Below are 5,521 nucleotides of genomic sequence, written 5' to 3'. Positions count from 1 at the left end.
CGATGAAGCCTATGGACTACCAAAAATCTCCTACGACTTCCAGGCGCCTATAGGCGAGTTTGGGCAGGTGCGTGAAGGCTTTCACCGGCTGAAATTACTGCACTTCTTTCTGCAGGACTTCGGTGATCAGTTAGCGCCCATGGTTACAGTGCTGCCGGAAAATGCCAGGTCCCTTCAGCCGGAAAATATTACTGCTCTTCGCTATGCTGTGCGCATAAAGGATAACAGCGGCTACCTGTTCCTTAACAATTTCCAGGACGATACTACCATGCTTCCACAAACGAATATCCAGATAAAGGTACAAACGCCCGGCGGTGTTGTTGCAATTCCTGCATCCGGAGGGTTCTCATTAGCAAGCGGCGAAAATGCCGTCTTTCCATTCAACCTTGATCTCAACGGCGCCCTGCTGCGGTATTCAACCGCCCAGCTTATGATGAAGGGTAGCGGCCCCTCCCCTTACTATGTGTTTTTTACGCCGGATGGCGTGAAAGGCGAATGCCTGTTTGCAGCCGGTGTTCGCGTGAAGGCAGGTGCAGGCGCAAAAGTAATTTCAACCGGTAACGGCACCCGCGTTGAATGCACGGACCGTGTAGCTTCCTTTACTGTCAGCGCCGTCGGGAAAACAACGGATGTGCTGATAATTGATAAAGCACGCGCGTTAACAGCCTACGTAATGAACATTGCAGGTAAACGCCATATAGCTTTTTCAAGCGCAGTTATATTGCAGGATAGTGAAAGCTTTGAGCTGTTACAGGATAGTGTGAGCCAGTTCGGCCTGTCCTTTTATCCCAGGCTGCATACTGCTCCAAAACTGGAAAATGGTTCCATTACCCAGGTAAACGGTCCTGCTGTTTTTTCCAGCTTCCAGGTTACGTTACCAAACGCAAAAGCTGCGATCAGTGTGCGGCAGATCAGTGAAAAGAAGTTTGTAGTTACACTCCCCGATACCTTGCCGGCCGGTGTTAATGACCTGCGGCTCAAAGTAGCTTACATAGGGGATTCCGGTATGGGCTTTATCAACGGAGAATTAGTGACCGATGAATTTTATAACGGCATTCCCTGGGAAATTGGCCTGCGGAAATTCTTAACAGCTTCTCCTAAACCCAGTGAAATGGTGCTGTATTTCCGGCCTATGCAAAAAAATGCATCGTACCTGATAGATCTGCAGCCCTATCCGCAAAGTATTCCTGATTTTGGTGATCAGCATACCTATCTGAAGGTAGATTCTATTACCTTATCCGCTGAATACAAAACAACCCTTAGCTTCCGGTAGTAATGTCCGGCTTAAGATTTCTCAGCGATCAGCTTCAGCACATATTCCATCTGCGTATCGCGGTTTTGCATAAAATCATTGAAAGCAGGCCAAACTGTATAATCGGGAATAATGCCCCGGCCTTCCGGCTGATCCGGCTTTACAGGTGCATCCTGTATCACATAAACAATAGAGAGCTTTGTTTTTATTTTTGAATGCGGCAGCTCGTAGATCAACGACATATGCCCATTATGGCCATAATATCCTCCAACGGTTTCCACCCCAACAATAGTAACATTGCGTGCATAGGCTTTTACAAGGGAAGCCAGGTGTGAGGCTGCTGAAGCCACATCTTCATCAATGAGCATATACAATTTCCCTTTGAATCCGGGGCTTTTCGGGTGATACACCGGGTTGTATTTAGGATTCTGCATGTTGCGGCCATTGTGCAATGCCGGGAAATAATCTTTCAGCATTTGTTTTCCTGCAACTTTCGCTGCAGAATCCATCTTTACTGCGGTAGAGATGCCCCAGAAATATTCCTCATAAGGAATGCCATTATCAAAGATGGTATAGGCCAGTGTATTTTCTTTGAAGCTCGAATCCGTGAGGTACATCATGGGTTGTTCAAAAGTAGGATCACTGCCACCGGGATTACTGCGGATGTCCAGGATAAGGTTGGGTATTTTATTATTGTCAAGCACCCGGAATACGCTGTCCATAAACGCTACATATACCGGAAAGGCCGGATCATCTGCGTCGTCAGCCATGGTGAAGATCCGCAGGTTCAATAAGCCCGTGGTGGGGTTCACCATCCTGAAACTATATTTGGGCTGCACTTTGTAATCGATCACACTATCTACCGGCGCACTGTGACGCAATAATAAGTTTGCATCCCGTTCCGCCAGCGTTACTGCCGGCACTGTTACTGTTTGCTCCTGCGAAGCGCCCGGAGCTGAAAAACGGATCCCGAAACTATCTTTGATCCCATACTCATACAGGTACCGCAATCCATAGCTCCTGTTCACGCTGCCCGATAGCTTTTGTGTTTGGGTAAAACCATCTGCCGTATTGTATTTATAAAAAGATTGCATGAGGTCCTTGTCAGCAACACCATTAATGCTCAGCACCCGCGATCCTACAGGGATCTGGTCTGTTTTGCTGTTAAAGATCATCTGCCCGTCAATATATTTAAGCGCAAAAGGAAAGAAACCGCGTTGCCGGTTGAGATACCTGACCAGGGCTGCATTGGGCTCTGTATAGTTATGGCAGCTTCCTTCAAAATCAGTCAGCTGTAAAATGATCTTAAAAAAATCGATCGTAGACATGGGCTGGCGCGCCCGCGTAAAGGCCCATTTATAAATGCTGTCGATCTGCTTTTTGGTGCGGTAGCGATACAGGCCGGAGTTGGCTTTTTTACGGATGTCGAGGAACACCTGCAGGTCCTGCTTCATTTCGCCGGGAGCAAGCTGCCGGTTGTATATAGCCAGGCTGTCAACAGGTTTCTTAGTCTGCAAGGATGGCTGCGCCCATCCCTGATGCGCCAGTAATAGGAAAAACAGTACTTTTCTCATGTAAATTCAGAGTATCAGGCCCGAATCTACGAAATCCTGTCAGAATATTTAATCCACGCACTTTTGCGCAATATGTCTTTCCTTTGCTGCAAGTAATAAAACTATGGAACAGATCCAGGAACTTATACAAGCCGGAAAATTAGCAGAAGCTATCCGCGAAACAGAGGCAAAGCTAAGCCAGCTGCCGGCATCAGACTTTCAACAGGTGATTGGAAAAGACCTGCTGCACCTGCAGCCGGCGCTGACACAATTCCTTAACCATTTTTATGAGGCAATGACCGTTGAAGAAGGGCATGAAATTAAGGCCATCTATGTTGAAATGAATAGCTTTACCACGCAATACGATCGCTGGTTCCTTCATGCATTGGCCTATGAATCGATCCCCAGCTGGGCTGACCTCAGCTGGCTGGCGGATTTCAGCGGAGAGTCCGAAAAAACCTTTACCATCACAGGTTATGAAGCCCTGCAGAAAGCTAATGAAAAATATATGCAGTCAGAAGGCTACCGCAATGACCAGCTGCGGGAAGCCTGTGAGCTGCATGAATACCTGGTGATCCTGCGGGTGCAGGAACTGGTTAAAGATACTCTCACTGCAAATAAAGGGAAGTCTGCCTGGGCGGCCGTTCCCGTTTTTGTATCCGCACACGATTATGAAGATCTGATGCTGATCCTGAAATAAGCGGATAAAGCTCACTTTATAAACTTTTTCACGATCCTGTTTTTGCCGATGGTAAATGCCAGATCAAAAAAGAAAGGCATCCTGGCCAGCATTTTCAGCGCCCTTGCCTTTCTTTTCATATTTGCCCCTACTGCCATATAGAGCTGCTGCTCATAATTTTTCATAAATGCAGCCCCGAAGTTGCCGGCCACAAAACATTGTATTGCCTGTTCTGCCGCCAGCTTGCCGCTTAGTATGGCGTTGCCGATCCCATCTCCGCTCATCGGATCTATCAGGGAGGCGGCATCACCTGCCAGCAAAAAATGGTCGCCGCTCATCACCACCCATCTTGAACCTATGGGCAGGCCGCAGCCCTGTATTGCGCCTAATGGCTGTGCATCCCGGAACTTTTCTTTCAATATCGCCGACCGTTCAATAAAATTGTGAAAAGCATCTTTAACATTGATCTTTTTTTTCGCTACTTCGTCAGACAAAATGCCCATTCCTGCATTAACAGTACCGCCTTTAATGGGGAACACCCAAAAGTATCCCGGCAGGTATTTCCGGTCAAAATAAATTTCCGTACAGGTATCTTCCATGCCGCTAACACCACTATAGTAAGCCCGAACCCCTGCTACATGATGCTTTCTGTCTATCCCGCGTAACGCCAGTTTTCTGGCAGTAACGCCGTTAATGCCATCCGCGCCGATTAATAGCGTGCACTGATATTGCCGGCCATCGTTCTTTGTTATTACCGTATATCCGTCAGGGTTGCTGATAATATCATTTACTGCAAGGCCTTCCATTGTGTGAATGCCAGGCTGGTTCCTGATGCCGGAGAAAAGGAAGTTGTCGAAACATTCCCTGGTAGCAGTATATGCTTCCAGGCTCCAGGAAAAGTTGATCATTTTATTGTTGTAATAGCAAACCGTTCGCCTGGTGGGCAGCTTCTCACAGAAAGCGGCAAGCCGCTCTGCAAACTGCGGATCTATCTGGTGCAGGATCTTAATGGCCGGGCCGGGAATTGCATCGCCGCAAACCTTATCGCGTGGAAAGTGGTGTTTGTCTATGATGGCTATGCGCAGGCCGGAATTCCTGAGCGCCATCGCACAGGCACAGCCGGCAGGGCCTGCGCCGATGATAATTACGTCGTAGTGATTGCGTGGAATGGCAGGCATGGGGTTCAATTATGATATTAAGGTAGGAAATATATCAGAAAACAATGAATAAGCGTATTTTAGGTTTATATAAGTATGCTATGCTCTCTCCACAGGTCAAAAGAAACCTATTCCGGATCATTCCTTTTGGGGTGATATGGTTTGTTTTTAGTATCGTCTATTCCCTGCTGGAAAAGGGCTTGCTGGGCAACCTGAATTACTACCCTGCGACTAAAGGTCCTTACAATTTCAGCAGGAGTCTCCTTATTACTGCCGGTTTTTCTTTGCTCACCGGTTTATTCATTGGAACTATTGAAACCCTGTATCTCAATAAATTTTTCATACAAAAGAGCTTTAGCAAAAAGATCCTGTATAAGACGGTCCTTTACCTGGCAACGATTACATTATTTCTTATTGTGCAAACGGTTGTCACCAGCTCTCTTGAAATGCGTACGACCATCTTTCATAAGCAGGTTTGGGGGCATACCTGGACCTTCCTCTCAAATTATGCATTTCTTACCGTTGGAGTGTATATAGCTGTGATCATTGTTATTTCACAATTTTATGCGGAAATGAGTGAAAACATTGGACAGGTAGCTCTTTTTAACTTTTTTACGGGCCGGTATCACCGTCCCAAAGAAGAAGAGCGGATCTTTATGTTCCTGGATATGAGATCCTCTACCCATATAGCCGAACAGTTAGGTCATGTCCGGTACTTCGAAATGCTTAAAGCGTATTACTCCGATCTGTCCGATCCGGTTGTACAGTATTCAGGCGAGATCTATCAATATGTTGGCGATGAAATGGTTGTTTCCTGGAATTTAAAAAATGGGCTTAGCAATAATAATTGTATCCAATGTTTTTTTGCCATGAAAGCGGC

5 protein-coding genes are annotated in these 5,521 nt (G+C 46.6%); 3 read left to right on the top strand and 2 right to left on the bottom strand.

Translation table 11 applies throughout. The annotated features are described in order from the left end of the window. On the top strand, nucleotides 1-1,273 hold a 1,273-nt coding region (locus VIM87_RS15710), incomplete at its 5' end, for a hypothetical protein (protein ID WP_331997910.1). Between the two features lie 11 nt (nucleotides 1,274-1,284). Here VIM87_RS15710 and VIM87_RS15705 read toward each other — a convergent pair. Then, nucleotides 1,285-2,826 carry a S41 family peptidase gene (locus VIM87_RS15705; protein WP_331997909.1) on the bottom strand — a complete coding sequence of 514 codons (1,542 nt, stop codon included), beginning with the start codon at nucleotides 2,824-2,826 and terminating at the stop codon, nucleotides 1,285-1,287. A gap of 103 nt (nucleotides 2,827-2,929) precedes the next feature. On the opposite strand from VIM87_RS15705, the gene VIM87_RS15700 reads away from it, so the two are divergent. After that, on the top strand, nucleotides 2,930-3,505 hold the full coding sequence (locus VIM87_RS15700) for a hypothetical protein (protein WP_331997908.1): 576 nt from the start codon (nucleotides 2,930-2,932) through the stop codon (nucleotides 3,503-3,505). An 11-nt stretch (nucleotides 3,506-3,516) separates the two neighbouring features. On the opposite strand, the gene VIM87_RS15695 is transcribed toward VIM87_RS15700, so the two are convergent. Beyond that, nucleotides 3,517-4,662, bottom strand: a complete 1,146-nt coding sequence (locus VIM87_RS15695) for a geranylgeranyl reductase family protein (protein ID WP_331997907.1) — start codon at nucleotides 4,660-4,662, stop codon at nucleotides 3,517-3,519. A 44-nt stretch (nucleotides 4,663-4,706) separates the two neighbouring features. On the opposite strand from VIM87_RS15695, the gene VIM87_RS15690 reads away from it, so the two are divergent. Further along, on the top strand, nucleotides 4,707-5,521 hold an 815-nt coding region (locus VIM87_RS15690; RefSeq protein ID WP_331997906.1), incomplete at its 3' end, for an adenylate/guanylate cyclase domain-containing protein.

This window comes from Chitinophaga sp., assembly GCF_036569125.1.
In the GTDB taxonomy this organism is placed as follows: domain Bacteria; phylum Bacteroidota; class Bacteroidia; order Chitinophagales; family Chitinophagaceae; genus Chitinophaga.
The sequence above is the reverse complement of the archived record's forward strand: the minus strand, read 5'-3'. Positions and strand labels throughout refer to the sequence as shown.

What these genes read in the sequence shown, in the direction of transcription:
- VIM87_RS15705 (WP_331997909.1), bottom strand. Translation starts at nt 2,826, where the DNA reads ATGAGAAAAGTACTGTTTTTCCTATTACTGGCGCATCAGGGATGGGCG.
- VIM87_RS15700 (WP_331997908.1), top strand. Translation starts at nt 2,930, where the DNA reads ATGGAACAGATCCAGGAACTTATACAAGCCGGAAAATTAGCAGAAGCT.
- VIM87_RS15695 (WP_331997907.1), bottom strand. Translation starts at nt 4,662, where the DNA reads ATGCCTGCCATTCCACGCAATCACTACGACGTAATTATCATCGGCGCA.